Below are 26,207 nucleotides of genomic sequence, written 5' to 3'. Positions count from 1 at the left end.
AGGCCTTTCCCTCATCTTCGTCTGCGACCACCCTGGTCACAGACCGGAATTGGCACCTGTCCCGGCCGACCTCGCCAGATCGCGAGTCTTGAACCGGGAGGGTTGCCGGGGCTTCGCAGGGCCGGTCCCTCCACCCCTCTGGATGAGCAATATGCAGTTGTGGACCTGACGCGCAGGTCTCATGCACTCTACCCCGACCCGCGGCCACCCTGACCAGTCGTCTCACTCCGCGAGACGCATCGTGTTATCTTTCGGACGGCGCTTCCCGGGCCACAAGCCGTTGAACAGCCGCTGGACCGAGGGCGCCCTCCCGTCCCCGGTGAATCGGCGACCGCTACGGCACGGCCGGCACGCGCGGCGGGGTCAGAAGCCGTAGGCGTCGCCCAGCGCTCCCTGGACGTACTTACGGGCCTGATGGATACGGGACTTGGCCGTGCCGAGCGGGATGCCGAGCTGCTCGGCCACCTCGCTGTAGTCGAGCTGGCAGATGTCGCGGAGCACCAGCGCCTGGGCCAGGTCGGGCTTGTCGGCCTCCAGCGCCTCCATCGCGTCGAGCAGGTCCAGCCGGGAACCGGCGATCACGCTCACCCGGGCGACGTCGGGCTTGTGCAGCGGCAGCTCGTCGGAGGCCTGCTCGGCCGAACGCCGCTTCAGCGAGCGGTAGGTGGTACGGGCGCAGTTGGCGGTCACGATGTGCAGCCACGTGCTGAACCTGGCCCGCCCCTCGAAGCGGCCGATGTTGCGGGCCACCGCGAGCAGGGTGTCCTGGGACGCCTCCTCGGCGTCCTGCCGGTAGGGGAGGATCCGCCCGCAGTGCCGCAGCACATCGGGCTCGATCCGCTTGAGCAGCTCACCCAGCGAGCGGTGGTCGCCTCGGGCTGCCGCGCGCGCCAGTTCCTCGGTCGTCTCGTCCAGCGCCATCGCGAGCCCCCATCAGCGGTCACAGTCGCCCGACATCCTATGGTCGCCGGTTATGTTTGGTTAACCTTCAGGACAAGCACCTCCCCAGGCGAGGGGATCCATATGAGCGCGATCCTGGTGGCCTCGAACCGCGGCCCCGTCTCCTTCACCCTCTCCGAGGACGGCTCGCCGACCATGCGCCGGGGCGGCGGCGGCCTGGTCTCCGGCCTGTCCGAGGTGGCCAGGGGGCTCGACATCCTGTGGGTCTGCGCCGCCCTGTCCGACGGCGACCGCGGCGTCGTACGGCTGGCCCCCGGCGGCCGGCTGGACGAGGCCGGTTACGACACCGGGGCGCTGCGGATGCTCGACATCCCCCCGGCGACCTTCCAGCGGGCCTACAACGCGGTCGCCAACTCCACCCTCTGGTTCGTGCACCACCTGCTGTACGACGCCCCCAACCGGCCGCAGTTCGACGCCAGATTCCGCCGGGAGTGGGAGTCCTACCGGGCGTACAACGAGGCGTTCGCGACGGCGCTGGCCGAGGAGTCCCCGCCCGGGGCCAGGGTGATGGTGCAGGACTACCATCTGGCCCTGGTCCCGGCCATGCTCAGGGGCGAGCGGCCCGACCTGCGGATCGCCCACTTCTCGCACACCCCCTGGGCGCCGCCGGAGTACTTCCGCCTGCTGCCCGACGAGGTCGCGGCCGAGTTGCTTGAGGGCATCCTGGGCTCCGACCACGCGGGGTTCCTGACCCACCGCTGGGCCGGGGCCTTCATGGACTGCTGCGAGACCGTGCTCGGCGCGAAGGTCGACCGCGCCCTCCGTACCGTCGCCCACGGTGGCCGGACCACCCGGATCGGCGTGCACGCCCTGGGAGTGGACGGCGACGCGCTCTGGGCGCGGGCGTCGGAGCCCGACGTGGAGTCCCACATGAGGGCCCTGCGCGAGCTGGTCGGCGACCGCAGGCTGATCGTGCGGATCGACCGGACCGAGCTGTCCAAGAACATCGTCAGGGGCCTGGCCGCCTACCGGGAGTTCCTCGCGGCCCACCCCGAGTGGCACGGCAGGGTGGTGCACCTCGCCTTCGCCTACCCCTCCCGCCACGACCTGCCCGAATACCGCGAGTACACCGCGGCGGTGCAGCGCTGCGCCCTGGAGATCGAGGACGAGTACGCCACCGAGGACTGGGATCCGCTGATCCTCAACGTGCAGGACGACTACCCGCGCTCGCTGGCCGCCTACCGGCTGGCCGACGTGACGCTGGTCAATCCGATCCGCGACGGCATGAACCTCGTGGCCAAGGAGGCCCCCGTCCTGTCCCCGCGCAGCGCGCTGGTGCTCTCCCGCGAGGCGGGCGCCGCGGCCGAGCTGGGTGAGCACGCGCTGCTGGTCAACCCCTACGACGTCTCCGCCACGGCCCGCGCCATCCACCGGGGCCTCACCATGCCGGAGGACGAGCGCGCCCGCAGGGGCGTCCGGCTGGCCGGCGCCGCCACCGCGCTCCCCCCGCACCGCTGGTTCGCCGACCAACTCGCCGCACTCCAGTGATTTTCAATCGACCATGAGATAGTTCGGGGGACTTCTCACGACAACTGCCTTACCGGGGAGACCCTTGGCCTCGATCGCCCCCGTCCGGCTCACCCGCGATCGCGCGACCTGGCTCATCTACCTGCAACTCGGCGTCTTCGCCACCTACCTGTACGGCCTCAGCGCCGCGCTCCCGATGCTCCGCGCCGACCAGGGGGTCTCGCAGACCGTGGCCGGCCTGCACGGCACCACGATGGCGATCGGCGGCATCCTGACCGGGTTGGCGCTCCCTGGGCTGACCAGGAGGATCGGCCGCAGGGCCACCACCTGGACGGGCCTGACCGGAATGAGCGCCGGGGTGCTGCTGGTGTTCTCCAGCGACGCGCTGCCGATCACGCTCCTCGGGTACGGCGTCGCCGGCGGGATGGGCTCGGTCAGCCTCTACACCGGCATGTCGGTGCTCAGCGACCACCACGGCCCGGCGGGTCCCGCGGCGATCAGCGAGGCCAACGCGGTCGGGGTGAGCGTCGGCCTGGGAGCGCCGTTCGTGGTCAGCGTGGCGGCGCAGAGTGTGCTCGGCTGGCGGGCGGCCCTGCTGGTGACCCCGGCGCTGACCGTACTGCTCGCGCTGGTCCTGGGCCGCGTCTGGGTCCCCGAACGCGGAAAGACCGCCCCCGGGAAGACAGGGCACGGAAGGCGCGGGGACACCGGAGACGGAGGCACCGAACGCGAAGACACCGGACAGGAGAACACCGGGCACGGGGACGCCGGGCACGGAAAAGCGGAGCGCGGGGACGCCGAGACTCGTACCGCTCAGAGGAACGGGAAGGGCGCCGGGGCAGGGCTCGGCCGGGGGTTCCACCTGGCCGGGGCGGTGCTGTTCTGCTGCGTCGCCCTGGAGTTCTCCTTCAACCTCTGGGCGGCCAAACTGGTGGCCGACCAGACGGGACTGTCGGCGGCGGTGGCGGCCACCGCGCTGACCGCGTTCACGACCGGCCTGGCGGTCGGACGGTTCGGCGGGGCCAGGCTGGCTCTGCGCGTCCCACCCGCCCCCCTGCTCGTCGGCGCGCTCGCGCTCACCGCCGCCGGATGGGCGCTCTTCTGGGTGAGCACCGACCCGGTGCCGTCCTACGCGGGGCTGGTCCTGTCCGGGATCGGGGTCTCGCTGCACTTTCCGCTGGCGCTCTCCCTGGTGCTGACGGCCGCGAGCGCGCGACCGGAGCGGGCCGCGGCCGCGGCCTCGCTCTTCGCCGGTGCGGCGGTGGGCGCCGGGCCGTTCCTGCTGGGTGCGCTGGCCGACTCGTTCGGCACCCAGCAGGCGTTTCTCATGGTCCCGGCCCTGATCGGGCTGGCCGTCGGCGGGATCCTGGTCAGCTCCAGGTGGCGTACTTGAGCCTGCCGGCCAGCCCCGGCGTGTTCCACACGTCCACGACGAGGATCTTGGACTTGGGCAGGTACCACTCACGCTGGTTGAAGGTCGCGGTCTGCCGGCCGTCGCTGAACGTGACGCACCGTCCGGCCCAGGAGCGGTAGTGCGCCCTGTGCCCGGGGCCGACCTGCCGGAGACCTGCCACGGTGGCCTTCCCGAGGACCTGACCGTACTTGCCGTTGAAGGGGCAGCGCTGCACGTCACTGGCGGGATAGAAGGGCCGGTCGGGCGTGTAGGCCGAGAAACCCTCGTGCCCGCGCTTGAGCACCTTCGGGCCGAACAGCCAGAAGGCATCACACCTCGGTGTGAAATATCCGGAGGACGGCTTACGGCACGCCCCGGTTATCACCTTGACCCGGTCGCTGTCGCGGTAGACCGTCCAGCCGACGGGGATCGTCAGGTGCAGGCCGCGGAAGGACAGGGTCTGCGTGACCGAGGTGGAGACGGAGGAGGTCGAGGCGGAGGCCGAGGCGGTCATCGGGGCGACGAGCACCGCGGCGCCGGCCAGCGCAGCGAGGGCGAGGGAGCTCTTTCTCATGCCGGGCAAATTACCCGCCTTCGCTTGCCGACGGCTTAAGACTCGATGGCATCGGCGATCGAGCGGAGCAGTTCCATGATCCCGTCGGGGCCGTCCACCACGATGTCGGCCTCCACGGTGATCTCCGCCGACCCGCTGAACACCGTCACCCCGGGCAGCCCGGACTCCCGCACGGCCGCGAACGCCGCCAGATCGCCCAGGTCGTCCCCGGCGAACAGCACCGACCGCGCCGACCGCTCCCGCAGGAAGGCGCCGAGCGCCCTGCCCTTGTCCATCCCGGGCGGCCGCAACTCCAGCACGAACTTGCCCGGCTCCACCGCCAGTCCGGCCTCGGCCGCCAGCGTGGCGACCGGGCCGCGCAGCGCGTCGAGCGCGGCCCGCGGATCGGCGGCCCGGCGGGTGTGCACGGCCACCGCCCGCTGCTTGTCCTCGATCCTGACGCCCTCGATCCCCGAGACCAGCGCGGGCAGCTCGGCTCGGACCCGGGCCAGGCCGGGGTGGACGGGAGGCGCGGTGAGCCCGCCGGCCTCCCAGCGTTCGAGACCGTAGTGCCCGAGCACCACCACTCCCGGCACACCGGCCAGGGAGCCGTACTCGACCGCCGTGGCAGCCGGGCGGCCGGTCACGATCACCACGGCGCCGACCAGCCCGCCGAGTCTGGTCAGCACCGCGGGGCCGTCCGGGTGGATCCTGGCCGCCTCGGGGTCGGGCACGATCGGGGAGAGCGTGCCGTCGAAGTCGAGGCCGATCACCGCTCCCGCGGGGTCGGCGAGAATCGCCCGCAGTCCTCCGGGGGTGTCCATGGTCACGCCTCTCCCGATCCCTCGTCGTCTCGCGGGGCCGTTTTCGGGCCCCGACGGCCCGCTCCGCGGCGGGGCGGCCAGCGACCCGGTGGCCGCCGTGCCCCAGGGCCCGCGTGGCCGCCGTACCCCGAAGGTCCGTGCCCTGCCGTACCCAAAGATCCCATGTGCCCTGCCGCGCTCCGTGCCGGGATCCCGTGGCCCTGCCGTACCCCAAAGGTCAGGGGCGCAAGCCCGGCCTCCTGGCGGCGCGGTCGTCTCGGCGCGTCTCGCGGAGCCGGCGCAGGCGCTTGACCAGCATCGGATCGTGGGCGAGCGCCTCGGGCCTGTCGATGAGCTCGGCGAGCAGCTGATAGTAGCGGGTGGCGGAGATGTCGAAGATCTCGCGGATGGCCTGCTCCTTGCCCCCGCTATACCGCCACCGGCGGCGCTCGAAGGCCAGCAGCTCCCGCTCCCGGTCCGTCAGAGCCCGCGGGGCCGGCCGGTGCGCGGCCCCGTCCGCGGGGGTCCGCGTGGTCTCCCCGCCCCCGGGAGCCGGCTCGGCGTTCCCACCGCCGGGGGGCGGTGCCGTGTCCCCGCCGCCGGGAGTCGGCGCGGTGTCCATTGCTCTCCTCCTCGGTCGGCCATGCGGTGACCACACCGCGTCCACAGAGCCGATGCCAGGATAGTCGGGAATTTCCCGCTGTTCACGGCCGAGGTCCAGACGTACAGTCACCAGATGTGACCTCTGTCATCACCCTTCTCACCGACTACGGCCTGGCGGACGGCCATGTCGGCGCCTGCCACGGCGTGATCGTCGGACTCTCCCCGGAGTCCCGGATCATCGACGTGTGCCATCTGATCCCCTCCGGGGACGTACGGCGAGCCGCCGCGATCCTGGCGCAGACGATCCCCCATCTCCCCCCAGGAGTGCACATCGCCGCGGTGGACCCCGGGGGCGGCTCGCGCAGGGCCGTGGCGGTCGAGGCGGGCGACCACGTGTTCCTCGGCCCGGACAACGGGGTGCTGTCATGGGCGGTGCACGCCAGCGGCGGCGCGAAGGCGGCCCACGAGCTCGCCAACGAGGATCTCTTCAGGAGACCGGTGTCGCCGACCTTCCGCGGGCGCGACATCTTCGCCCCCGTGGCCGCGCACCTGGCCATTGGGCGCCCCCTGGCAGACCTGGGACCGGAGGTCCCGCCGAACCGGCTGGTCTCGCTGCCCCCGCCGACCTCGCTGGTGCACCGGGACACGGCGGAGGGCGAGGTGCTCTCGGTGGACGGCCACGGCAACGCCCAGCTGTCGATCAGCGCGGGCGACCTGGCCACGCTGGGGGTGCGGCCGAGGGGCAGGCTGACGGTCTGGCTGGGCAGAAGGCACCTCTCGGTGCCCTTCGGGGAGACGTCCGGCGCCGCACCCCCCGGAGAACTGATCGCCTTCACCGACTCGGCGGGCCTGGTCGTGCTCGCCGTCGGCTCCGGCAACGCCTCCCAGCGGCTCGGGCTTCCGCCCGGAGCGCGCGTGCGACTGTCCCGAACCCCGTGACACCCGCGCCACGCCGGGGGACGGCGGGGAGGTCAGGGGGTGTGCGCCGCGCCGTGGGTCTCCGCGAAGTGACAGGCGCTGGCGTGCGCGACGCCGGGCCGGATCCGCAGCGGCGGCTCCTCGGCGGCGCAGACGTCCCGCGCCTTCCAGCAGCGGGTGCGGAACCGGCAGCCCGACGGCAGCCCCGCCGGTGACGGCGGGTCCCCCCGGAGGACGATCCGCCGGCGCCGCTCCCGCCCTTCCGGGTCGGGCACCGGCACCGCCGACAGCAGCGCCTGGGTGTAGGGGTGGGCGGGCCGGCCGTAGACCTCGCCGTTCCCGCCGAGCTCGACCAGCTTGCCCAGATACATCACCCCGATCCGGTCGGAGATGTGGCGGACCACCGACAGGTCGTGGGCGACGAAGACGTAGGCGAGGCCGAACTCGTCCTGCAGCCGTTCCAGCAGGTTGACGATCTGGGCCTGGATCGACACGTCGAGCGCGGACACCGGCTCGTCGCAGATCAGGATCTCCGGCCGGAGCGCCAGCCCCCTGGCGATGCCGACGCGCTGGCGCTGGCCGCCGGAGAACTGGTGGGGATAGCGGTCGATGTGGTCGGGGTTGAGGCCCACCACCTCCAGCAGTTCCCGGACCCGGCGACGGCGGTCGCCCTTGGGGACGACCTCCCGGTGGATCTCGTACGGTTCACCGACGATGTCGCCCACGGTCATCCGGGGGTTCAGTGAGGTGTACGGGTCCTGCATGACCAGCTGGATGTCGCGGCGGATCCGCCTGAGCTCGCCTCCCCGCATCCGGGCGACCTCCCGGCCGTTGACCCGCACCGAGCCGGAGGTCGGCCGTTCCAGCGCCATCAGAAGCCTGGCCAGGGTGGACTTGCCGGAGCCCGACTCGCCCACGATGCCGAGCGTCTCACCGCGTCTCAGGTCGAAGGAGACCCCGTCCACGGCCTTGATGGAACCGATCCGCCGGCGCAGCAGGGCGCCCTGGGTCAGCGGGAAGTGCTTGACCAGGTCGCGGACCTGGAGGATCGGCTCACCCGTGACTGCCATGGAGCACCTCCCGCCAGTAGTGGCAGGCGCTGCCGCGGGTCGGGCCGATCGGGTGGAGCGGTGGCGCGTCCGTGACGCAGTTGTCCTGACGGTAGGAGCAGCGGGGGTGGAAGACGCAGCCCGAGGGCATGGCCAGCAGGTCGGGCGGCATGCCCTTGATGGTGTACAGCTCCCCCGGGCCCCCGCGGTCGCTCCGGGGGACGGAGTCCAGCAGGCCCTTGGCGTACGGGTGGGCGGGGGCCCGGTAGATGTCGTGCACGAGGGCGTTCTCCACGATCCGCCCGCCGTACATGACGGCGATCCTGTCGGCCACGTCGGCCACCACGCCGAGGTCGTGGGTGATGAGGATCAGGCCCATGCCGCTCTCGCGCCGCAGCTCCGTCAGGAGCTCCATGATCTGGGCCTGGATCGTCACGTCGAGCGCCGTGGTCGGCTCGTCGGCGATCAGCACCTCCGGGTCGAGCGCGATCGACATCGCGATCATGACGCGCTGGCGCATGCCGCCGGAGAACTGGTGCGGATAGTCGTGCACCCGCTGCCTGGCGCCGGGGATGCGGACCCGGTCCATCAGCTCGATCGCCGTCCTCTCGGCGTCCCGCCTGGAGGAGCCCCGGTGCACCCGGAACATCTCGCCGATCTGCGCGCCCACGGTGAGCACCGGGTTCAGCGCGGAGAGCGCGTCCTGAAAGATCATCGCGATCCGCCGGCCACGGACCTGGGAGCGGGCGTCCTCCCGCAGTCTGAGCAGATCTGTGCCCCGAAAGCGGATCTCCCCCCGGGTGATCCTGGCCGGCGGCATGTCGAGAATACCCATGATCGCCTGTGCGGTCGTCGACTTTCCCGAACCGGACTCGCCGAGCACGGCCAGCGTCTCGCCGGGGTTCAGCGAGTAGCCGACCCCGTTGACCGCCTTGACCACGCCCCGCCTGGTGACGAACTCCACGTGCAGGTCGTCGACGACGAGCAGCGGCTCACCGCCCGGGACCATCCCGGCGGGCGACGTCGCCCCCGGCGCCACGGTCTTCTTCACGGCGGTCCCCTAGCGCAGTTTCGGATCGAGGGCGTCGCGCACCGCGTCACCCAGCATGATGGCGGCCAGCACGGTCAGGCTCAGGAACAGCGCCGGGAAGAGCAGCGGCCCCGGAGCCTCCAGGAAGCGCTGCCGGGCGTCGGAGATCATCAGTCCCCACGAGATGTCGGGCGAGCGCAGTCCGACGCCGAGGAACGACAGGCCGGCCTCCGCGGCGATGAAGCCGCCCAGGTTGATCGTGGAGACCACGATCACGGAGGCGACCGCGTTCGGCAGGATGTGCCGGAACATGATCCGGGGGGCCGAGGCGCCGAGCGCCCGGGCCGCGACCACGTAGTCCTGTCCCTTGACGGTGATCACCGCGGCCCGCATGACGCGGAACGTCATCGGCCAGGCCAGTACGGCCAGCGCCGGCACCACGGTCCAGACGTCACCGGTGCGGAGGATCGACAGGATGAGCAGGGCGCCGAGAATCGAGGGGATCGCGAAGAAGATCTCGGTGACCCGGGAGAGCAGGGTGTCCGCCGCCCCGCCCCCGAACCCGGCGACGAGGCCGAGCAGGCCGCCCACCAGCGCGGTGACGACGGTGGTGGTCACGCCGACCACGATCGAGTTGCGGGCGCCGTAGACGGTGCGGGCGTAGACGTCACAGCCCAGGTTGTCGGTGCCGAACCAGTGGAGGTCGCTCATGCCCTGCCGGGCGTCGCCGAGCAGGCAGGTCGTGGCGTCGAACGGATCCACCGAGGTGAACAGCCGAGGGAATGCCGACATGAGCAGAAAAATGCCGATGAGAAGGGCGGAGCCGATGAACATCGGGCGGCGACGCAGGTCGTCCCAGGCGTCGCCCCACAGGCTCGCCGGTCTGAGAGGCCCGGACGGTCCGGACGGTACCGGCGCCCCCGATCCCCCCGACGGCCCCGGCCACCCCGGCGACTCGAACAACCTGGACAGCCTGGACAGCCTGGACAGGCCGCCGTGCCCGCCGTACCCGGGGTGATCCGAGTGGCCGGGACGGCCGGGGTGGTCGTCGGCGTGGGCAAGGACGTCACTCATAGCGAATCCTCGGGTCAAGCGCGGCGTAGAGCAGATCGACGACCAGGTTGGCCAGGATGTACACCAGCACCAGGAGGGTCACCGTGCCGACGACCACGGGCTGTTCACGCAGGTAGATCGAGTCGAACAGCTGCCGGCCGACACCGGGCAGGTTGAAGACGGTCTCGATGATCACCGTGCCGCCCATCAGCGTGCCGAGGTCGGCGCCGAGGTAGGTGATCAGCGGGATCAGCGCGTTGCGCAGGGCGTGCCGCCCGATGACCCGGCGCCGGGACAGCCCCTTGGCCACCGCGGTGCGGATGTAGTCGGCGCGCAGCGTCTCCATCAGATTGGCCCGGGTGAGCCGGGTGAGGTAGGCGATCGACGTCCCGGCCAGCACGGAGCCCGGCAGGAGATAGCCGCGCCAGCCCTCGGCGATGCCCGCGACGGGGAAGAGGTCGATTCCGGCCTGCCTGAGCCTGACCCCCAGGAGGAGCTGGAGCACGAAGCCGGTGACCAGCGCGGGAACGGAGATCAGCACCAGGGTCGACGCCAGGACCAGCGAGTCCTGGGCCCTGCCGTGCCGCAGCGCCGCGTACAGGCCGAGGCCCACCCCGATGACCGCCTCCATGACCAGGGCCGTCACCGTGAGGTTGACGGTCACCTGGAACTTGCCGGCCATCAGATCGGCGACCGGAACACCGGCGGAGGTGACGCCGAAGTCGCCGTGGAACAGGCCGGTGAGATAGTGCCAGTACTGGACCAGGAACGGGTCGCCCGGACGGTGGTGCTCCCGCAGGACGGCGGCGACGCCGGGGTCCACCCGATCGCCGGCCGCCGCCGCGGCGAGGGGGTTGCCCGGCAGCGCGAAGACGACGGCGTAGATGAGCAGGGTGGCACCCAGCAGGACAGGTATCGCCTGGAGCAGGCGCCTGATGATGTAACGGCCCATTCAAGCCTCCCGTACCCACCGCCCGAGACCGCCCCCGGCGGCGGATCGCACGGCGCCGGGGGTGCGCCGAGGGGCCGACGACGCCGGGGCGCGCCAGGATGCCGGGGCGTGCCGGAGACCCCGGCGCCGGGAGCCGGCGCACCCGGCCCCCGCGGTCCGTCAGCGAGTCTTCTCGATCTTGGCCCACTCGACCTGGTTGAGCATGTTGATCTTGAGTCTCCTGATGTTCTGGGAGAACGCGGCGTTGGTCCGGTAGAAGTAGACCGGGATGTACGGCAGCTGCTTGATCAGGATGTCGTCGGCCTGCTGGTAGTACTTCAGGCTCTCCTTCTGCGACGGGGCGGCGTCGCCCTTGGCGAGGAGGTCGTCGAACTCCTTGTCGGACCAGCCGGAGAAGTTGGAGCCGGTCTTGATCGCGACCGTGGAGAACATCGGCGACAGGTAGTTCTCCGCGGACGGGTAGTCCATCGCCCAGCCCGCCCGGAACATGCCGCCGTACTTCCGATCCGCCAGATCATTGAAAATCGTGGCGAACTTCTCGAAAGGCTTGACCTTGACCTCGACACCGAGGTTGGCGCGGAGGTTGTTGGCGACGGCCTCGACCCACTCCTTGTGCGCGTCGTCGCTGTTGTAGCCCAGCTCCACCAGCTTGGGGCCGTTGTTCTCGGCGTACTGCCTCCTGGCCTTGGCCGGGTCGTAGGTGCAGACCGCGCAGGCGTTCGGGCGGTAACCGTCGATCAGCGGGCTGACGAAGTCGTCGGCCAGGGCGCGGGTGCCGGAGAAGACCGTCTCGGCGATCGTCCTGCGGTCGATGGCCATCGAGATGGCCTCGCGGACCTTCACGTTGTCGTAGACCTTGTTGAACTGCAGCGGGAAGCCGATGTAACCGACGCCCGCGTCCTCCTGGTCGATGTAGCGGTCACCGAACTCGGCCCTGGCGCTGGAGATCGCCGCCGGGGACAGGGAGTCATGGATGTCCAGGACGCCCGCGCGCAGATCGTTGAACGCGACCTCGGAGTCGGTGTAGATCCTGAACTGGAGCTTGTCGAACTTGGGCTTCTCCCCGGGGAACCTGTCGTACCGGCTCAGCTCGATCACCTGGTCGACACCCTTGTTGTACGGCTTGTCGAACTTGAAGTACCCCTGCCCGATCGGCTTCTTGACGTACTCCTGGGTGATCTTGCCGTCGGGACCGAAGGCGGCCTTGGGCGCGGGGAAGAACACCCCGTAGCCCAGCATCGTCTTGAACTGGGAGAACGGCTTGCTGAGCGTGACCTGGAAGGTGTGGTCGTCGATGACCTTCAGGCCCCGCATCTTCTTGGTGGAGAGCGCCTGGCCCGCCGGGGGGTTCAGGTCGGCCCAGCCGTCGACGCGGCTGAAGAAGCCGTTGGCGCCCTGGGCGTTGTCCCGGTTGGCGTTGTAGTTCCACGAGTCGACGTAGTTCTCCGCGATCAGCGGCTCACCGTTGTGCCAGGTGTAACCAGGTTTGAGCTTGATCGTCCAAACCTTGCTGTCGGAGGACTTGATCGACTCGGCGACGTTGTCGACCACCCGCCTGTCGTCGGTGTAGTTCACCAGCGGGGCGAAGACCGCGGCCATGACCTCGGAGCCCTCGGTTTCGATGCTGTCGCCGGGATAGAAGAGTTTCTGTGGCTCACGGAGCTCCATGCTCACGGGCTGGTCGCCCGTGGCCCCGCTCGTGGCGGCCTGCCCGCCGCACGCCGCCGCCCCGAGAGCGAGCAGCGCACTGCCGGCGATGATCCGTGCGCCTCTGGTAACGCGCATTACGGTGTTCCTCCCTCTACAGGCGGACGTCGCCATGAGCTCCCGAAGTCCGGGCGACCCGGCGGGGGATCTCACGGTCCCCCGGTCCCTGCCGTCCCGGCCGACGCACCAACGCCACACCAGTCGGACGCGACTATTCCGCACCGCTCCACACCGAGCCGTCTCTGTGATGTTGCAGTTCGGTCACGCGCGTACCAGTCGGACACCATGCGCCTGTCAACATGGCCGTCCCCGGCCCTCAAGAAGACATAAAACCGACATAGAGCTATATGTGGGAAGGGAACGGCCACGCCAAAATACCTCGGACCCGGGGATGCTCGCGTCCATCGCCCTCGGGCGACCCACGCCTGGGCTAACGTTGACGGCGTCGCAGGGGCCGGAGGCTCGCCGGCGAACCGCACAATTACCCTGGAACCTCCTGTCCAATGTGTTCGGCGGAGCACCGCCGCAGGCACTTCATCCACTCGCATCCAATAGAGTCCTTGCCATGAGCCAGCCGGAATCCGCGGTCGCGGACGCCCAGGCGGGCGGCCCGAATGACGGCACCCCTGCGAACCGACAGGAGCCGCTGGCCAAGCTCGCCGAGCGTTACGGACTTCGGCGTGCCATCGCACGCCCCAGCCTGCCCGCCTACCTGCGCCAACTGTGGGAGCGGCGACACTTCGTCACGACGTACGCGACCTCGCGGAACGTCTCGAAGTACAGCGCCTCGGCCCTGGGCCAGCTCTGGCAGGTCCTCACGCCCCTGCTCAACGCCGGCATCTACTGGGTGATGTTCGGCCTGATCCTGGGCGCGAGCAAGGCGATCGAGAACTATCCCGCGTTCCTCATCACCGGGATGTTCGTCTTCACCTACACGCAGCGCTCGGTGAGCGGCGGCGCCAAGTCGATCTCCGGCAACCTGTCGCTGATCCGCGCCCTGCACTTCCCCCGCGCGGCGCTCCCGCTCGCCTACACGATCCAGGAGTTCCAGCAGCTCCTGATCTCCATGGGCGTGCTGCTCACGCTGGTTCTGGTCACCCAGGAGCCGATCACCTGGCTCTGGCTGCTGATCCCGGTCGCCCTGCTGCTGCAGACGATGTTCAACATCGGCGCCAGCCTGGCCCTGGCCCGGATCGGCTCCACCGCCCGCGACCTGAACCAGCTGCTGCCCTTCATCATGCGCACCTGGCTCTACGCCTCCGGCGTGTTCTTCTCGATCCAGTTCAAGGTCGTCTCCCCTCCCCCCGGGACGGGCTCCGCCACCGGGGCGGGTCTGCCGCAGTGGGTCGCGGACGTCATGTACTTCAACCCGGCCGCCGCCTACATAGAGCTCATGCGAGGTCTCCTCATCGGGGGCGGTGTACGCCCCTGGGTCTGGTTCGTCTGCGTATTCTGGGCGGTGTTCGCCCTGATCGGCGGCTTCTGGTACTTCTGGCGAGCCGAGGAGAAGTACGGCCGTGGCTGAGTTGACCGAGGAGCTGCCCCAAGTGAAGGCCGACGATCCCGGCGCCGAGAACACCGACGTGAGAGTGCACCCCGCTCCGGAGCCCGCCCCCGACTCCCCCCCGGGCACCCCGACGGTCGTCGTGGACGACCTGCACATCATCTACCGGGTGTACGGCGCGGCCACCGAGGCGGAGAAGGGCAACGCGGCCAACGCCCTCATGCGCCTGCTGAAGCGTCAGGGCAGGCCGCAGATGAAGGAGGTCCACGCCGTCCGCGGCGTCTCCTTCGTGGCCCACCACGGCGACGCCATCGGCGTCATCGGCCGTAACGGCTCCGGCAAGTCCACCCTGCTGCGCGCCATCGCCGGGCTGCTGCCGCCGCACTCGGGCGCCGTCTACACCAACGGGCAGCCCTCCCTGCTCGGCGTCAACGCCGCGCTGATGCGCGAGCTCACCGGCGAGCGCAACATCGTCCTCGGCTGCTACGCGATGGGCATGAACCCCGCGCAGGTCAAGGAGAAGTACGAGGAGATCGTCGACTTCTCCGGCATCGGGGAGTTCGTGCAGTTCCCCATGTCGACCTACTCCTCCGGCATGGGGGCCAGGCTCCGCTTCGCGATCGCCTCGGCCAAGGCGCACGACGTGCTGCTCATCGACGAGGCGCTGGCGACCGGCGACCGCGACTTCAAGCGCAAGAGCCAGGAGCGCATCAAACAGATGCGCGACGAGGCCGGCACCGTCTTCCTGGTCGCGCACAACCTTGACGTGATCGAGGAGACCTGCAACCGGGTCATCTGGTTGCACAAGGGCAAAATCAAGATGGACGGCGACCCGCAGACGGTGCTCACCGCGTACAACAGCGTCTGATCGCAGGGCAGGATGAGGAGCGACCGACAAGACGCTCCCATCGGAGGTGAACCGTGCCCTCACGAGCACCGATTCCATATGACTTCCTGCCCAGGGTCCCGGCGCTGACCGTCGAGAGCGACGACGTTCACGACGGCCGGCCCCTGTCCGAGGCCCAGGTGTTCGACGGCTGGGGGTTCAGCGGGCGGAACATCTCGCCTCGGCTGCGCTGGTCGGGTGCCCCGGACGGCACCCGTGGCTACGCGGTGACGTGCTTCGACCCCGACGCCCCCACCGGCAGCGGGTTCTGGCACTGGCTGCTGTTCGACATCGCCGCCGACGTGACCGAGCTTCCCGCGGGCGCGGGGAGCCCCGGCACCTCCTTCGGCGTGCACGGCCCCAACGACTACGGCATCAAGGCGTACGGCGGCGCCGCCCCGCCCCCCGGCCCGCCGCACCGCTACGTCTTCGCGGTGCACGCCCTTGATGTGGACAGGCTCGGCGTGGGTCCCGACGCCTCGGCGGCCGCGGTGGGCTTCACCGTCACCGCCCACACCCTGGCCCGCGGATACATCACCCCCGTGTACGGAGGCTGAGCGCCCGCCGATCGCGGAGCGTCCCCACCGGCAATCAACCGACACCGCGATCGACCTTCCGCTATGATTCGAACGTTGTTTCGAACCTAGGAAGCCGTCATGGAGTGGGGGCGCGCGATGCGAGAGCTGTCGACCGCGATCGACCACCTGGCCGCGGAGGACCCGTCCGGGGTTCCCCGCCTCCAGCTCACCGAGCAGCTCATCGAGCTGCACTGGCAGATGGCCAGACTCCAGGCGCAGATCGCCCGCCGCACCTCCGTGCGCCCGCCGGGCCGGTAGGCCACCGGGCGGCCGTGGCGGGCCGCCCGGCTCCGCCCATCCGGGCGGGTCAGGCGAACATCGGCCGGACGGTCGCCGCCGACTCGAAGGGGAAGCGGTCGGCGAACGCCGGCCGCAGGTCGGTGAGCCACACGGCCGTCGGGTCGTACCGGGCGAAGAAGGGGCGCCCGACCAGGTCCGGGTCGCGCGCCTGGATGAAGTGGAGCACGAAGACCTCCTCCCCGGCGATCTCCGCGACACCGTCCACGCAGACCTTCCCCGGTGTGGCCGACATGGAGGGCCCCCGCACCGTGCGGCAGAGCCCCGAGACGCTCGCGTAGGCGTCCCTGAAGATCTCGTATCCCCTGGCCAGGGGCACGGCGAAGTAGTCCTGCGGCCCGGTGTCGCGCTCGACGAACATGTAGTAGGGCACCATGCCCATCGTGAGCTGCCTGCGCCACATGGACGTCCAGGTCCCGGGGGTGTCGTTGATCGACCTGATCAGCGGCGCCTGGGTCCTGATCACCGCGCCGGTGGCGAGGATGCGGGAGACCGCGGTCTCCACGACGGGGGACTCCATCTCCCTCGGGTGTGAGAAGTGCGCCATGAAGGCCAGGTTCTTGCCCGCCCCCACCACGGAGGCGAACAGGCGCAGCGTGTCGTCGGCGTCCGGATCGGAGACGAAGCGCTGCGGCCAGTAGCCCAGCGACTTGGTGCCGATGCGGATGGATTCAAGCTGCTCAACGGCGAGCAGCGGCTCCAGATAGCGGCGGAGCACCGGCTCCCCCATGATCATGGGATCTCCGCCGGTGAGCAGCACGCTGGTCACCTCCGGATGATCCTTCAGATAGCCGACCAGACCTTCGACGTCGTCGGAGGCGAACTTCAGGTCGGGCTCCCCGACGAACTGCGCCCACCGGAAGCAGTAGGTGCAGTAAGCGTGACAGGTTTGCCCCTGCTTTGGAAAGAAAAGCACCGTTTCTGGATACTTGTGCTGCATGCCGGGGATCTGTTCTCGGCCGACCATCGGGACGTTGAGGTCGAGCTGGCCGGCCGGGTGCGGGTTGAGCCGCATCCTGACGTTGTGCGCCGCCGCCTGGATCTCGGCGTTCGAGGCGCCGTTCCCGAGGAGACCCGCCAGCCTGGTGACGTCCGCCTCGGGCAGCATGTCCTCCTGGGGAAAGACCAGGCGGTACATGGGGTCGTCGGGCACGGCCGACCAGTCGATGAGCTGGTCCACCACATAGGCGTTGGTGCGGAAGGGCAGGACGGTCGCCACCGCCCTGACCCGGATCCGCTCCTCCTCGTCGAGACCGGCTCGGCAGAGCAGGTCGTCGAGATGCTTCGCGGTATAGGCCCGGAATCCGCGCGTGGGGCCCTCTTTCAAGATCACTGAGGCTTTCCCTCCGATTTTTTGTTGCTCTTGGTGTAAACCTCTCCAACCAGTCGCGCGTCCTCGGCGCTTATATACCCGACGTAATCACCCTTACATCGGTTCCATTACCCCACAAGATTTCTATCGCGATATATCTCGAATAGCCGTACAATCCCTCCCATGACGTCCCTAGCCCCCGTCCCTCACACATCCGGCGTCGACCCCGGTCTGCGCGCGTCCGACGCCGACCGCGACCGCGTGGCGGGCGTGCTGGCCGAGGCCCTCGCGACCGGCCGCCTCACCAGCGTCGAGCACGCCGACCGCCTGGAGGCGACCTACAACTCCGTGACCGTGGGCGAGCTCGCCCCGATCATCCGCGACCTGCCCGAGGCGGCACCCGCGGCCGGTGGGCCCACCGCCGTCCGGCAGGAGGTGAGCGCCGTCTTCAGCAAGGTCGTCAGGGGTGGTCGCTGGATGGCCGGGCGCCACACGACGCTCAACGCCACTTTCGGGGCGCTGATCGTGGACCTGTCCGACGCGGTGCTCCCGGGCCGGGAGATCACCCTTGAGGTGAACTCCCGCTTCGGCAAACTGATCGTCAGGGTTCCCGAGAACGCCCACGTCATCGACGAGGTTAGCGCGCTCTTCGCAAAGCGCAGCATATCGGGCGGTCATGGCATGGATGGCGGCCCTGTCATCAGGGTCACCGGTCAGGCCGCCTTCGGAAAGATCATCGTCTCCCGGGAGAGAAGCGACTGGAACCTCCCGGACAGGCCCTGATCCCCCCGACTGCACCATCCAGCGTCAACCCCGCCTACGATGCGGACAAACCATCCCGCACGAGGTGACCGCTTGCCTGATACCCACGCTCCCGGCGTCATGCCGATCGCCTTGGACGCGATGGGCGGCGACCACGCCCCCGACGAGATCGTGGCGGGAGCCGTACAGACGGTCAGAGAACACGGCATCCCCGTCGTCCTCGTCGGCGCGGCCCGCCCACTCCAGGACGCGCTCTCCCTGCACGGCGCGACCGCCGAAATCCCGATCATCCGGGCGGAGGAGGCCCTGGCCATGGACGAGGGCGCCCTCGCCAGCCTGCGCCGCCCCCGCTCCAGCATCGCCGTCGCCTGCCACCTGGTACGGCGGGGCGACGCCTGCGCCGTGGTCTCCGCCGGATCCACCGCCGGGGTCGTGGCCACCGGCAAGCTCAGGCTCCGCAGCCAGCCGGGAGTGCTCAGACCCGCCATCGCCGTCGTCCTGCCGACGCTCCCCACCCCCACCATCCTGCTGGACGCGGGGGCGAACGCCGAGGTCAAACCAGAGATGCTGGTGCAGTTCGCCCACCTGGGCGCCGCCTACGCCGAGGCCGCCCTGGAGATCGACCGCCCCAGGATCGGCCTGCTGACCATCGGCAGCGAGCCGGAGAAGGGCAACAAACTCGTCAAGCGGGCACACGAACTGCTCTCGGCCACCCCGGGGCTGGACTTCGCGGGCAACATCGAGGGGCACGACCTGCTCACCGGAGCCGTGAACGTCATCGTCACCGACGGCTTCACCGGCAACGTGGCGCTCAAGACCATGGAGGGCAGCGTCCGCTACGCCTTCGCCGAACTCCGCGAGGTGATCAAGGAGAGCCGTACGGCCCGGCTCGGCGGACTGCTGCAGCGAAAACAGCTCAGGGAACTCCACCGCAGGCTGGACCCCGATGTCCACGGCGGGGCCGTACTGCTCGGGCTGAACGGCACCGTGGTCATCGCGCACGGCGCCTCGCGGGCGAAAGGGGTGAGCGCCGCCTGCGTACTCGCCGCCACACTCGCCCGGCAGGGGGTGGTGGCCCGCATCGGCGAGCACCTGGCCGCCTCCCATCGCCCCCACCGCCTCTGGTGATCCCGCGTATCGTGATAAGGCCGCACAAATCTCGGGGGGTCGCGTGGATCGGCTGGCGGAGCGGGGGCTGACCACGGGGGAGGTCGCCGAACGGGTGGCCCGCGGACAGGTCAACGAGGTCCGTCGCCGATCGAGCAGATCCCTGTGGGCGATCATCCGCGCCAATGTCCTCACCCTGTTCAACGGCGTGATCGCCGCCCTCTGGGCCCTGATCATGATCTTCGGACAGTGGCAGGACGGCCTGTTCGGCCTGGTGATCGTCGCCAACTCCGCGATCGGCATCGTCCAGGAGCTCCGGGCCAAACGCACCCTGGACCGGCTCGCCGTGGTCAACGAGGCCCCGGTCAGGGTCCGGCGGGACGGCACGGACGTCGAGATCCCGCCCCGCCGGATCGTGCTCGGCGACCTCATCCTGCTCGGCCCCGGCGACCGCCTGCTGGTCGACGGCGAGATGACCGGCTCCGACGGGCTGGAGGTGGACGAGTCACTGCTCACCGGCGAGGCCGACCCCGTGCACAAGGACCCCGGCGACCAGGTGCTCTCCGGCAGCTTCGCGGTCGCCGGGACCGGATGCTACGTCGCGACCCGGGTGGGCGGCGACGCCTACGCGGCCAGGCTCGCCGAGGAGGCCAGCAAGTTCAACCTGTCCCACTCGGAGCTGCGTGCCGGCATCACCCGGTTCATCACATACATCACCTGGCTGGTGATCCCGATCGGCGCGCTGCTCGTCTGGAGCCAGCTCAAGGAGGCCGACGACTTCGGCCAGGCCATCACCGGCGCGGTGGCGGGCATCGTCACCATGATCCCCGAAGGCCTGGTCCTGATGACCAGCATCGCCTTCGCCGTCGGAGTGGTCCGCCTGGGCCGCCGTCACTGCCTGGTCCAGGAGCTGCCCGCGATCGAGGTCCTGGCCCGGGTGGACGTGCTCTGCCTGGACAAGACCGGCACGCTCACCGCGGGTGGCATGAGCCTCGGCGAGGTCCGCCCGCTCCGCGACGACCTGCCGGTGCGCGACGCCCTGAGCGCGCTGGCCAACCTGGACCGCGACCCCAACCCCACCGTCCAGGCCATCCGCGCCGAACATCCGGGCCCGTCCGGCTGGACTCCCACCGCCAAGGTGCCCTTCTCCTCGGCCCGCAAGTGGAGCGGGGCCGAGTTCTCCGGGCAGGGCGCCTGGGTCCTCGGCGCCGCCGACGTCCTGCTCACCCCGGACACCCCGGCGTACGCCGAGGCCGACGAACTGGCCGCCACCGGCCTGCGTGTGCTCGCCCTGGGCCGGGCGGCCTCCCTGCGCGACCCCGACGACCTCGGTCCCGTCGAGGCCGCGGCCATCGTCGTGCTCAAGCAGCGGATCCGCCCGGAGGCGGCCCAGACCCTGCGCTACTTCGCCGAGCAGCACGTCACCATAAAGGTGATCTCCGGCGACAACCCCGAGTCGGTGTCGGCCATCGCGACCTCCCTGAACATCCCCGGAGCCGAGCACGCGGTGGACGCCCGCACCCTGCCGGAGAACGATCCCGGCAAACTGGCCGAGATCCTGGACGCCAACACCGTCTTCGGCAGGGTCACCCCGCAGCAGAAACGGCTCTTCGTCGGCGCCCTGCAGTCACGCGGGCACACGGTCGCGATGACCGGCGACGGCGTCAACGACGTCCTCGCGCTCAAGGACGCCGACCTCGGCGTGGCGATGGGCTCGGGCAGCGGCGCCACCCGGGCGGTCGCCCAGGTCGTGCTGATGAACGACGACTTCAGCAGCCTGCCCTCCGTGGTGGCCGAGGGACGGCGGGTGCTGGCCAACATCGAGCGCGTCTCCAGCCTCTTTCTCACCAAGACCTTCTACGCGCTCGTGCTCTCCCTGCTCACCGGGGTCATCGGATTCGCCTTCCCGTTCGCCCCCCGGCACTCCACGCTGGTCAACGCGCTGACCATCGGCATCCCCGCGTTCTTCCTCGCGCTCGCGCCGAGCAATGAGCGGGCCAGGAGCGGGTTCGTGCCACGCGTGCTCCGCCTGGCGATCCCCGCCGGAGTCGTCTGCGCGACCGCCGTCTACCTGTCGTACCTGCTCGCCCAGAACGGCGGCTCCAGCCTGGCGGAGAACCGCACCGCGGCGGTGATCACACTGTTCATCACCACCTGGTGGGTGCTGGTCCTGATCGCCCGGCCGTACGTCTGGTGGAGGGTCGCGCTGGTGGCCGCGATGGCCGCCCTGTTCGCACTGGCCGTCACCGTCCCGTTCAGCCGCGAGTTCTTCGCGCTCGCCCCGGGTGACCTGGGCGACGACCTCGTCGCGGTCGCGGTCGGCGTCCTCGCCTCGGCCGTGCTGACGGCCGTTTTCAAGATCGTACGATCGTCCGACGGGACGGTGGTCCACAACGGGCCAACCGCTACCCTTAGGTCATGACCGACCCGCAGCTCGTACTCACCGAGCGTGTCCAGCAGGCGCTGGCAGCCGCCTTCGGTACCGAGTACTCCGACGCAGACCCGCTGATCCGTCCCTCGCAGTTCGCCGACTACCAGGCGAACGTCGCGATGAGCCTGAGCAAGCGACTGCGACGAGCCCCGCGGGAGGTCGCCCAGGCGATCGCCGACCACCTCACCGACTTCCCGGGAACGGTCGAGGTCAGCGGTCCCGGCTTCCTGAACCTCACGCTCTCCGACGACTGGATCGCCGGCCGGGCCGGGGAGGTCCTGAAGGACCCTCGGAGCGGCGTCGCCCCGCCCTCCTCACCGCAGACCGTCGTGATCGACTACTCCGCGCCCAACGCGGCCAAGGAGATGCACGTCGGCCACCTGCGCACCACCATCGTCGGCGACGCGCTGGCCCGGGTCCACGAGCACCTGGGCAACAGGGTCGTCCGGCAGAACCACCTGGGCGACTGGGGCACCCCGTTCGGCATGCTCATCGAGCACCTGCTGGACATCGGGGAGAAGGCGGCCGTCGCCCAGCTTGAGGCCGGTGAGGGCAACGCCTACTACCAGGCCGCCCGGGTCAAGTTCGACAGCGACCCGGAGTTCAACCGGCGCGCCCGCACGCGGGTGGTGACCCTGCAGGCCGAAGACCCGGAGACCATGCGCCTGTGGCACATCTTCATGGACGCCACGGTCCGCTACTTCAACAAGGTCTACACCCAGCTCGGCGTGACGCTGACCAACGACGACATCGCCGGTGAGAGCATGTACAACCCCATGCTCGCCCAGGTCTGCGACGAGCTGACGGAGCGCGGCATCGCCGTCGTCAGCGACGGCGCGCTGTGCGTCTTCCCGCCCGGCTACACCGGACGCGAGGACCAGCCCCTCCCCTTCATGATCCGCAAGAGCGACGGCGGGTACGGCTACGCCACCACCGACCTGGCCACCATCCGCTACCGCGTCCAGGAGCTCAAGGCCGACCGGCTGCTCTACGTGATCGGGGTGACCCAGGCCCTGCACATGTCGATGCTGTTCGACTCCGCCAAGATGGCCGGCTGGCTGCCCGAGCACGTCCGGGCCGAGCACGTCCAGATCGGCAGCGTGCTCGGCGGCGACGGCAAGATGTTCAAGACCCGTAGCGGCAAGTCGATCAAGCTCCTGGACCTCCTCGACGAGGCCGAGACCAGGGCCGCCGAAGTCGTCCGCGACAGCGAGTACGGCGAGGTGGAGCGGAGGGAGATCGCCCACGCCGTCGGCATGGGCGCGGTCAAGTACGCCGACCTGTCGGTCAGTCACGACAGCGAGTACGTCTTCGACTTCGACCGCATGCTCGCCCTGACCGGCAACACCGGCCCCTACCTGCAGTACGCCCAGGCGCGGATCCGCTCCATCTTCCGCAAGGGCGGGGTCGACCCGGCCGAGGCGACCGGCCCGATCGTCATCGGCCACCCGGCCGAGCGCGCCCTGGCCCTGCGGCTTCTCGGGTTCGGCTCGGTCGTGGCGGAGGTCGCGGAGGGCTCGGCGCCGCACCGGCTCGCCGCCTATCTCTTCGACGTCGCGAGCGCCTTCACCGCCTTCTTCGAGAACTGCCCCGTCCTGAGGGACGACGTCGCCCCGGCCACCCGCGCCTCACGACTCGCCCTGTGCGCGCTCACCCTGCGTGTGCTGGAGACCGGCCTGGACCTGCTCGGCGTGCCGGTGCCCGAGCGGATGTGAGCCACCCAGCGGATGACAGATAGCGGATGATCGCCTTGATTCACCAAATCAAGGCGATCATCCGGCAAAGTTGGGTTCGGCGCGCCTCCCGACGGGAATGACCGAATCGCATTACGCTGGCGCGGTCATCGGTCACAACTTCGGAGAGTTCTCTGCCTTGAGCACGGACCTGACCGCGAACCCTCACGCCAGGACGGAGTTGCGCCGTTACGCCAAGGCGCTCCTGGCGGAGCTGGCCGTCGACGCCACCTGCCCCCCGATGCCACCGGGGATCACCCACGTTCCCGACTACTGGCTGGCCCCGGCCGTCGAGGCGCTCACGCTGCTCACCCGCGGTGAGGACGCGCTCGTCCCCCTGGGCCGCGCCGGCCGGCTCGACGAGCAGCGAACCGCCCTCTTCCTCTGCCTGGCCCTGGCCTCCTCCGGGCAGGGCGACAGGATCCACGCCTCCTGGCTCGGCATCGCCTTCGGCGAGCTGTCCCTGGAACGTCAGGTGACCCCCGGCCAGCGCGCACTCTGGGTAGCCGCCGCCGGAGGCGCCTACGGCCCCGCGGGCAAGATCTTCGTGCTCCGCAAACTCGACACGGTCAACGTCCCCTCACACTGCGAGCCCGGCCGGTGGCTGGGCGCGCTGACCCCGCACGAGCCGGCGACGGTGGTGCCGCCGTCCCTCGCCGACTTCCCCGAGCTCGCCGAGATGCCGGAGCTCGCCCAGCCCGTCCAGGCCTCGGCCCAGCTGACCCGGCTGCTCGGCCGCTGCACCGAGATCACCTCGACCCAGGTGGGGTCGGCGGAAAGTCCGGTTCGGCGCTCGGGCGGGGCCGCCCCCGTCCGGGGCGAGGACGAGCAGTCGGCCGTGCTGCGGCAGCTGATCGACACGGACGGCCCCGAGCCGCCGACGAGCTCGCTCACCGATCACCTCATCGCCGACCTGCGCCCCGGCTCCGCCCCCTCGCTCGCCGCCCTCGCCCTGCACGTGGCCGCGCCGATCGTCCGGGGTGCCGCCGAGGAGCTGGTGAAGGCCACCCAGGTCGACCCGCCGGAGTCCGTCACCATTCCGCTGCTCGGACACCGGGTGGTGCTGCGCCCCGAAGGTCCGGACCCCGAGTCGCTGGCCGCCGCCGAGGGACGCATCACCGGGGAGGGCCTTCCCGCACGCGGCAGGCCCTGGCTCGCCCACGTGCTGCTCGTTCTCGGGGTCGCGGCGCTGCTGACCGCGCTCGTCATCCCGGCCACGCTGCCACTGGCCGCGCTGGCGCCGGTCCTGGTCTTGGGAGGGGTCCAGCAGCTCTGGCGCCGCCGCAGGCGTGAGCGGGCGGACGTCGAATACGTCACCGCCCAGCTCTCGGAGCTGAGGGAGCTGGCCGACAGCGCGGTGTGGGCACTCCATGAATACGCGCGCGAGGCCGAGAAGCGGGCCCAGGGCGCCACCTCTGACCTGGGCGAACTGACCCGCCTGCTCCGCAGGGGCCCCCGGGCCGGCTGATCGGGGGCGTCGGTCCGGAAGCGGAGCGCTCCATTCCGGAATCAGCCGGTGGTGATCTCCACCTCTGCGGGGGCCAGCAGGAAGACCTTCTCGGCGATCCGCTCGATGCGGCCCTCACAGCCGTAGGCCAGTCCCGCGGCGAAGTCGACCATCCGGGTGGCCTCGGCGGTGCTCATGCCGTTGACGTCCATGATGACGGTCTGGCCCTCGCGGAAGTGCCGTCCAATGATCGGTGCGTCGTTGTACTTACGCGGTGTGAGCATGACGATCCGTGACGGCTCTACCATCGCTCGCCAGCGCTTGGCCGCACGCTCCGAGGCCGGCTGCCAGTCCTCACTCTCGTCGTCGACCTCGTCCTCGTAGTCATAGGACTCGTCGTAGTCCTCTGCACCGCCCAGGCCAAGGTAGCTAGCCACCTTACGCACTGCCCCCATCGGCTCGTCCTTTCCTCAGGACCACGCCGCGCCCGGCCTGTCCTACACACCTTGGACGGTAACCGACGAACTGAGGTTCGCCCTGCGACACGCCCAGCGCATATTCCCACTTTGTACGGCTAGCGCACTGGTCTATATGTCCTCCATACCCGTTTTGGGCCGTATATCCCCGAACAGACTAGGGTTACGTCATGCGTATCTATACAGTCGATTCGTTTACGGACCAGATTTTCAAGGGTAACCCCGCAGGGGTCTGCCTACTGGACAATCCAGTTCCGGACGCCTGGATGCGGTCCCTCGCCGCGGAGATGCGGCACTCCGAGACAGCCTTCGTGCTCGGCGGGGAGGACGGCGAGCCGTACTCGCTCCGCTGGTTCACGCCGACGGTCGAGGTGGCCCTCTGCGGGCACGCAACCCTGGCGACAGCGCACGTGCTGTATTCCACAGGATCCGCTCCAGAAACCCTCAAGTTCACCACGAAAAGTGGCATCCTGTCCGTGACCAGGGACGGAACAGGTCTAATCAGCATGGATTTCCCAGCCAAGGTCCTTGAAACGGCGATACCTCCGGCGGGGCTGGCGGGGGCGCTCGGGGTCGAACCGCGCTGGGTCGGCAGGAACGAGTGGGACTATCTGGTGGAGGTCTCCTCCGAGGAGGAGGTGCGCACCGTCTCCCCCGACTTCGCCGCGCTGGCAGCCCTGGACGCCAGAGGGATCATCGTGACAGCCCGAGCATCGCAGCCCGGCGCCGACTACGTCTCCCGGTTTTTCGCCCCCCGGGTCGGTATCCCCGAGGACCCGGTGACCGGCTCCGCGCACTGCGCCCTGGCTCCCCACTGGTCGGCCAAACTCGGCGCGGCCACCCTGCTCGGCGCTCAGCTCTCCGAACGCGGCGGCCGGATCCGCACAACCCTGCGAGGCGACCGGGTCGAACTGGCCGGCCGTGCGGTAACCGTACTCTCCGGCGAACTTCACCTCTAAAACGAAACCTCGGTAGCTCCCCACTCCGCACCCCGACGGTTCACCGCGTCGCCCCCGCCGGGGAAACCCGTCCCTCCCCCACACCCCCGGGAACATCCCCCCGACAACGCGAAAAAGGGCCACCCCCCACCAAAGGGGGGTGACCCTTCCTCTAAAGATTGTCCGGCGGCGACCTACTCTCCCACACCGTCCCCGGTGCAGTACCATCGGCGCTGAAGAGCTTAACT

The 26,207-nt window shown here is 70.0% G+C and carries 24 protein-coding genes, 1 rRNA gene and 1 riboswitch; of the genes, 13 read left to right on the top strand and 12 right to left on the bottom strand.

Annotated features, from left to right (window positions below; translation table 11 throughout):
- Nucleotides 1-8 precede the first annotated feature (8 nt).
- Nucleotides 9-149: riboswitch (SAM riboswitch) on the bottom strand.
- Nucleotides 150-363: 214 nt separating this feature from the next.
- Nucleotides 364-921 carry an RNA polymerase sigma factor gene (locus ACWEF2_RS21450; protein WP_453817703.1) on the bottom strand — a complete coding sequence of 186 codons (558 nt, stop codon included), beginning with the start codon at nucleotides 919-921 and terminating at the stop codon, nucleotides 364-366.
- Nucleotides 922-1,017: 96 nt separating this feature from the next.
- Between ACWEF2_RS21450 and ACWEF2_RS21445 the strand changes: the two genes are divergently transcribed.
- On the top strand, nucleotides 1,018-2,448 hold the full coding sequence (locus tag ACWEF2_RS21445; protein ID WP_453817846.1) for an alpha,alpha-trehalose-phosphate synthase (UDP-forming): 1,431 nt from the start codon (nucleotides 1,018-1,020) through the stop codon (nucleotides 2,446-2,448).
- Between the two features lie 64 nt (nucleotides 2,449-2,512).
- Nucleotides 2,513-3,820: an MFS transporter gene (locus tag ACWEF2_RS21440; protein ID WP_453817701.1), complete on the top strand. Its 1,308-nt coding sequence runs from the start codon at nucleotides 2,513-2,515 to the stop codon at nucleotides 3,818-3,820.
- On the opposite strand, the gene ACWEF2_RS21435 is transcribed toward ACWEF2_RS21440, so the two are convergent.
- The 3 genes from ACWEF2_RS21435 to ACWEF2_RS21425 form a co-directional block, all read right to left on the bottom strand.
- Nucleotides 3,798-4,394 carry a hypothetical protein gene (locus tag ACWEF2_RS21435; RefSeq protein WP_453817699.1) on the bottom strand — a complete coding sequence of 199 codons (597 nt, stop codon included), beginning with the start codon at nucleotides 4,392-4,394 and terminating at the stop codon, nucleotides 3,798-3,800. The genes ACWEF2_RS21440 and ACWEF2_RS21435 overlap by 23 nt on opposite strands.
- A gap of 35 nt (nucleotides 4,395-4,429) precedes the next feature.
- Nucleotides 4,430-5,197, bottom strand: coding sequence for a trehalose-phosphatase (gene otsB, locus ACWEF2_RS21430; RefSeq protein WP_453817844.1), 768 nt, complete (start codon nucleotides 5,195-5,197; stop codon nucleotides 4,430-4,432).
- 217 nt (nucleotides 5,198-5,414) lie between these two features.
- Nucleotides 5,415-5,660 (bottom strand): DUF3263 domain-containing protein, encoded by a 246-nt coding sequence (locus ACWEF2_RS21425; protein ID WP_355596990.1) that lies wholly within the window; start codon nucleotides 5,658-5,660, stop codon nucleotides 5,415-5,417.
- 254 nt (nucleotides 5,661-5,914) lie between these two features.
- Here ACWEF2_RS21425 and ACWEF2_RS21420 point away from each other — a divergent pair, with 254 nt between their 5' ends.
- On the top strand, nucleotides 5,915-6,718 hold the full coding sequence (locus ACWEF2_RS21420) for an SAM hydrolase/SAM-dependent halogenase family protein (RefSeq protein WP_453817697.1): 804 nt from the start codon (nucleotides 5,915-5,917) through the stop codon (nucleotides 6,716-6,718).
- Between the two features lie 32 nt (nucleotides 6,719-6,750).
- Here the strand turns inward: ACWEF2_RS21420 and ACWEF2_RS21415 are convergent, their stop codons facing one another.
- From ACWEF2_RS21415 to ACWEF2_RS21395, 5 genes are all read right to left on the bottom strand, one after another.
- Entirely contained in the window at nucleotides 6,751-7,767 is a 1,017-nt protein-coding gene (locus tag ACWEF2_RS21415; protein WP_453817696.1) for an ABC transporter ATP-binding protein, read from the bottom strand.
- The gene (locus tag ACWEF2_RS21410; protein WP_453817694.1) at nucleotides 7,751-8,797 is read right to left on the bottom strand and encodes an ABC transporter ATP-binding protein; all 1,047 of its coding nucleotides are present in this window, start codon (nucleotides 8,795-8,797) and stop codon (nucleotides 7,751-7,753) included. Before ACWEF2_RS21410 ends, ACWEF2_RS21415 begins: the two co-directional genes overlap by 17 nt.
- Nucleotides 8,798-8,806: 9 nt before the next feature.
- Nucleotides 8,807-9,850, bottom strand: a complete 1,044-nt coding sequence (locus ACWEF2_RS21405; RefSeq protein WP_453817692.1) for an ABC transporter permease — start codon at nucleotides 9,848-9,850, stop codon at nucleotides 8,807-8,809.
- Nucleotides 9,843-10,781, bottom strand: coding sequence for an ABC transporter permease (locus ACWEF2_RS21400; protein WP_453817690.1), 939 nt, complete (start codon nucleotides 10,779-10,781; stop codon nucleotides 9,843-9,845). The genes ACWEF2_RS21405 and ACWEF2_RS21400 overlap by 8 nt, the downstream gene beginning before the upstream one ends.
- A 159-nt stretch (nucleotides 10,782-10,940) precedes the next feature.
- Nucleotides 10,941-12,566 carry a peptide ABC transporter substrate-binding protein gene (locus ACWEF2_RS21395; RefSeq protein WP_453817688.1) on the bottom strand — a complete coding sequence of 542 codons (1,626 nt, stop codon included), beginning with the start codon at nucleotides 12,564-12,566 and terminating at the stop codon, nucleotides 10,941-10,943.
- 487 nt (nucleotides 12,567-13,053) lie between these two features.
- Here ACWEF2_RS21395 and ACWEF2_RS21390 point away from each other — a divergent pair, with 487 nt between their 5' ends.
- The 4 genes from ACWEF2_RS21390 to ACWEF2_RS21375 all read left to right on the top strand — a co-directional run bounded on the left by ACWEF2_RS21390 (nucleotide 13,054) and on the right by ACWEF2_RS21375 (nucleotide 15,714).
- Nucleotides 13,054-14,013 (top strand): ABC transporter permease, encoded by a 960-nt coding sequence (locus ACWEF2_RS21390; protein WP_453817686.1) that lies wholly within the window; start codon nucleotides 13,054-13,056, stop codon nucleotides 14,011-14,013.
- Nucleotides 14,006-14,860, top strand: coding sequence for an ABC transporter ATP-binding protein (locus ACWEF2_RS21385; RefSeq protein WP_453817684.1), 855 nt, complete (start codon nucleotides 14,006-14,008; stop codon nucleotides 14,858-14,860). The genes ACWEF2_RS21390 and ACWEF2_RS21385 overlap by 8 nt, the downstream gene beginning before the upstream one ends.
- Nucleotides 14,861-14,913: 53 nt before the next feature.
- Entirely contained in the window at nucleotides 14,914-15,435 is a 522-nt protein-coding gene (locus ACWEF2_RS21380) for a YbhB/YbcL family Raf kinase inhibitor-like protein (protein ID WP_453817682.1), read from the top strand.
- Nucleotides 15,436-15,534: 99 nt separating this feature from the next.
- Nucleotides 15,535-15,714 (top strand): hypothetical protein, encoded by a 180-nt coding sequence (locus tag ACWEF2_RS21375; protein WP_355596791.1) that lies wholly within the window; start codon nucleotides 15,535-15,537, stop codon nucleotides 15,712-15,714.
- 49 nt (nucleotides 15,715-15,763) lie between these two features.
- Here ACWEF2_RS21375 and ACWEF2_RS21370 read toward each other — a convergent pair whose 3' ends face one another.
- Complete coding sequence (locus tag ACWEF2_RS21370) at nucleotides 15,764-17,086, bottom strand: KamA family radical SAM protein (RefSeq protein ID WP_453817680.1); 1,323 nt, start codon at nucleotides 17,084-17,086, stop codon at nucleotides 15,764-15,766.
- 162 nt (nucleotides 17,087-17,248) lie between these two features.
- Between ACWEF2_RS21370 and ACWEF2_RS21365 the strand changes: the two genes are divergently transcribed.
- The 5 genes from ACWEF2_RS21365 (at nucleotide 17,249) to ACWEF2_RS21345 (ending at nucleotide 24,566) form a co-directional block, all read left to right on the top strand.
- On the top strand, nucleotides 17,249-17,848 hold the full coding sequence (locus ACWEF2_RS21365) for a DUF1707 SHOCT-like domain-containing protein (protein ID WP_453817678.1): 600 nt from the start codon (nucleotides 17,249-17,251) through the stop codon (nucleotides 17,846-17,848).
- Between the two features lie 99 nt (nucleotides 17,849-17,947).
- The gene (plsX, locus tag ACWEF2_RS21360) at nucleotides 17,948-18,955 is read left to right on the top strand and encodes a phosphate acyltransferase PlsX (RefSeq protein ID WP_453817841.1); all 1,008 of its coding nucleotides are present in this window, start codon (nucleotides 17,948-17,950) and stop codon (nucleotides 18,953-18,955) included.
- Nucleotides 18,956-18,998: 43 nt separating this feature from the next.
- Nucleotides 18,999-21,356: an HAD-IC family P-type ATPase gene (locus tag ACWEF2_RS21355; RefSeq protein ID WP_453817677.1), complete on the top strand. Its 2,358-nt coding sequence runs from the start codon at nucleotides 18,999-19,001 to the stop codon at nucleotides 21,354-21,356.
- Nucleotides 21,353-23,080, top strand: a complete 1,728-nt coding sequence (argS, locus tag ACWEF2_RS21350) for an arginine--tRNA ligase (RefSeq protein ID WP_453817675.1) — start codon at nucleotides 21,353-21,355, stop codon at nucleotides 23,078-23,080. Before ACWEF2_RS21355 ends, argS begins: the two co-directional genes overlap by 4 nt.
- Nucleotides 23,081-23,237: 157 nt before the next feature.
- A complete protein-coding gene (locus tag ACWEF2_RS21345) occupies nucleotides 23,238-24,566 on the top strand; it encodes a hypothetical protein (protein WP_453817673.1) in 1,329 nt (442 codons plus the stop codon).
- Between the two features lie 41 nt (nucleotides 24,567-24,607).
- Here ACWEF2_RS21345 and ACWEF2_RS21340 read toward each other — a convergent pair whose 3' ends face one another.
- Nucleotides 24,608-25,000, bottom strand: coding sequence for a cell division protein SepF (locus tag ACWEF2_RS21340; RefSeq protein ID WP_453817671.1), 393 nt, complete (start codon nucleotides 24,998-25,000; stop codon nucleotides 24,608-24,610).
- A 191-nt stretch (nucleotides 25,001-25,191) separates the two neighbouring features.
- Here ACWEF2_RS21340 and ACWEF2_RS21335 point away from each other — a divergent pair, with 191 nt between their 5' ends.
- Complete coding sequence (locus tag ACWEF2_RS21335; RefSeq protein ID WP_453817669.1) at nucleotides 25,192-25,980, top strand: PhzF family phenazine biosynthesis protein; 789 nt, start codon at nucleotides 25,192-25,194, stop codon at nucleotides 25,978-25,980.
- Nucleotides 25,981-26,140: 160 nt separating this feature from the next.
- On the opposite strand, the gene rrf is transcribed toward ACWEF2_RS21335, so the two are convergent.
- Nucleotides 26,141-26,207, bottom strand: a 5S ribosomal RNA gene (gene rrf / locus ACWEF2_RS21330); the annotation flags it as partial.

It is taken from the genome of Streptosporangium sp. NPDC004631, from assembly GCF_053601935.1.
The sequence above is the reverse complement of the archived record's forward strand: the minus strand, read 5'-3'. Positions and strand labels throughout refer to the sequence as shown.

What these genes read in the sequence shown, in the direction of transcription:
- ACWEF2_RS21365 (WP_453817678.1), top strand. Translation starts at nt 17,249, where the DNA reads ATGACGTCCCTAGCCCCCGTCCCTCACACATCCGGCGTCGACCCCGGT.
- otsB (WP_453817844.1), bottom strand. Translation starts at nt 5,197, where the DNA reads ATGGACACCCCCGGAGGACTGCGGGCGATTCTCGCCGACCCCGCGGGA.
- ACWEF2_RS21390 (WP_453817686.1), top strand. Translation starts at nt 13,054, where the DNA reads ATGAGCCAGCCGGAATCCGCGGTCGCGGACGCCCAGGCGGGCGGCCCG.
- ACWEF2_RS21415 (WP_453817696.1), bottom strand. Translation starts at nt 7,767, where the DNA reads ATGGCAGTCACGGGTGAGCCGATCCTCCAGGTCCGCGACCTGGTCAAG.
- argS (WP_453817675.1), top strand. Translation starts at nt 21,353, where the DNA reads ATGACCGACCCGCAGCTCGTACTCACCGAGCGTGTCCAGCAGGCGCTG.
- ACWEF2_RS21400 (WP_453817690.1), bottom strand. Translation starts at nt 10,781, where the DNA reads ATGGGCCGTTACATCATCAGGCGCCTGCTCCAGGCGATACCTGTCCTG.
- ACWEF2_RS21435 (WP_453817699.1), bottom strand. Translation starts at nt 4,394, where the DNA reads ATGAGAAAGAGCTCCCTCGCCCTCGCTGCGCTGGCCGGCGCCGCGGTG.
- ACWEF2_RS21450 (WP_453817703.1), bottom strand. Translation starts at nt 921, where the DNA reads ATGGCGCTGGACGAGACGACCGAGGAACTGGCGCGCGCGGCAGCCCGA.
- ACWEF2_RS21340 (WP_453817671.1), bottom strand. Translation starts at nt 25,000, where the DNA reads ATGGGGGCAGTGCGTAAGGTGGCTAGCTACCTTGGCCTGGGCGGTGCA.
- ACWEF2_RS21335 (WP_453817669.1), top strand. Translation starts at nt 25,192, where the DNA reads ATGCGTATCTATACAGTCGATTCGTTTACGGACCAGATTTTCAAGGGT.
- ACWEF2_RS21395 (WP_453817688.1), bottom strand. Translation starts at nt 12,566, where the DNA reads ATGCGCGTTACCAGAGGCGCACGGATCATCGCCGGCAGTGCGCTGCTC.
- ACWEF2_RS21405 (WP_453817692.1), bottom strand. Translation starts at nt 9,850, where the DNA reads ATGAGTGACGTCCTTGCCCACGCCGACGACCACCCCGGCCGTCCCGGC.
- plsX (WP_453817841.1), top strand. Translation starts at nt 17,948, where the DNA reads ATGCCGATCGCCTTGGACGCGATGGGCGGCGACCACGCCCCCGACGAG.
- ACWEF2_RS21375 (WP_355596791.1), top strand. Translation starts at nt 15,535, where the DNA reads ATGGAGTGGGGGCGCGCGATGCGAGAGCTGTCGACCGCGATCGACCAC.